Origin of the sequence: Enterobacter cloacae complex sp. GF14B (assembly GCF_004136805.1) — a bacterium.
GTDB classification, from domain to species: Bacteria; Pseudomonadota; Gammaproteobacteria; order Enterobacterales; family Enterobacteriaceae; genus Enterobacter; species Enterobacter hormaechei_C.
In genome coordinates this window covers 1-1,575 of record NZ_QFRV01000252.1, presented here as the reverse complement: position 1 = coordinate 1,575, position 1,575 = coordinate 1, and the positions used below count along the sequence as shown (strand labels likewise).

Annotated in this window: 2 protein-coding genes; both read right to left on the bottom strand. The window is 62.4% G+C overall.

Annotation, left to right across the window (positions count from 1 at the left end; genetic code table 11):
- The coding region (locus DD606_RS25105; RefSeq protein WP_255573131.1) for a thiamine pyrophosphate-binding protein at positions 1-697 on the bottom strand (697 nt) is incomplete at its 3' end.
- A gap of 13 nt (positions 698-710) precedes the next feature.
- Positions 711-1,575 (bottom strand): aldehyde dehydrogenase family protein (locus DD606_RS25100; RefSeq protein ID WP_129259457.1); only part of this gene is annotated, 865 nt, incomplete at its 5' end.

Genomic DNA, 1,575 nt, shown 5'->3' with positions numbered 1-1,575 from the left:
CGGTGATGCCCGCATCCGCCAGTTTTTTCACCGCCTCAGCGCTTCCCAGCGCCCCGCCGCCCAGCCACAGCAGCGGCTGTTTCGCCTGTTTGAGCTGCGCCCACAGCGCGTCAACCATTCCGGTATCCACGGCCGGAGCCGATACCGGTTTGATCGGAGCGGTTACCAGCGACAGCGGAATTTTGGCGCTCTGAATATCAATCGGGATTTCCACCGAGACCGGTCCGCACGGCGGGGTCTGCGCGTCCTGGATGGCTTTATGCAGAATCGCTATCGCCTGATTCGCATTGCTGATGCGGTACGCCCGTTTTGAGCTGGCCTTCAGGAAGGTCAGCTGGTCACGGGTTTCATGGATAAACCCGGTGTCGGCGTCCAGCCAGGCTTTCTCAACCTGCCCGGTTAAATGCAGCAGCGGCGTGCAGGCATTCATGGCTTCCACCAGCGCGCCTACCGCGTTCCCGGCCCCCGCGCCGGTGCTGGTCAGCGCCACGCCGAGGCCGGAAAAGCGCCCGTGAGCATCGGCCATGGTGACGGAACCGGCTTCACCGCGCGCGGGCACAAAGCGGATATTGCCCCGCTGCCCAACCGCATCCGCGATCGGCAGGTTGTGAATGGAGATGACGCCGTAGATGGCCTCAACCTGATACTGCTCCAGCGTTCTGGCGATGGCGTCGCCGACGGTTATCATTTCGCTCATTGCTCACCCTTTCTCAGTCGCACCAGTGGTTGACGCTGTTACCCGTCGCCAGATAAATGCTCTTTTGTTGCATCCAGGCTTTCAGCCCCTGGATACCCTTCTCGCGGCCCAGACCGCTCTCTTTAAAGCCCCCGAACGGGGTCGAAATCGCAAAAACCTTGTAGGTGTTGATCCACACCGTGCCTGCCTCCAGCTGCTCGCTGAGACGCAGGGCGCGACCGGTATCGCGCGTCCAGATCCCCGCCGCCAGGCCGTACACCGAGTCGTTCGCCTCGTGGATAAGCGTGGCTTCATCGCCAAACGGCATCGCCACCAGCACCGGGCCGAAGATCTCTTCCTGACAGGCGCGGGCGCTGTTGCTCAGCCCTTCGATAATGGTTGGCAGAAAGAAGCTGCCGTTTACCAGAGCGGGATCGGCGGGGATCTCGCCGCCGCACAGCACGCGGCCCCCTTCACGCTTCGCCAGTTCGACGTACTGGATCACGCTCTGGCGATGTTTTTCGTTGATCAGCGGTCCTACATGGACGCCGTCGGTAAACGGATGTCCGACACGCAGCCCGCGTGTTAATTCCAGCAGCCTCGCCATCAGCGGGGCGTAAATACTCTCGTGGATAAACAGCCGCGACCCGGCGATACACGCCTGCCCCGCCGAGCTGAAAATGCCGTAGCAGATCCCGCGCGCGGCCTGTTCGATATCGGCATCCTCCAGCACGATGGTCGGCGATTTGCCGCCCAGTTCCAGCGAGGCCAGGATCAGTTTTTCCGCCGCCACGTGCGCCAGATGACGGCCCGTGGTGGTGCCGCCGGTAAAGGAAATTTTCCGCACGCGAGAATGACGCGCCAGCGCATCGCCAATCACCGAGCCTTTGCCCGGCAGG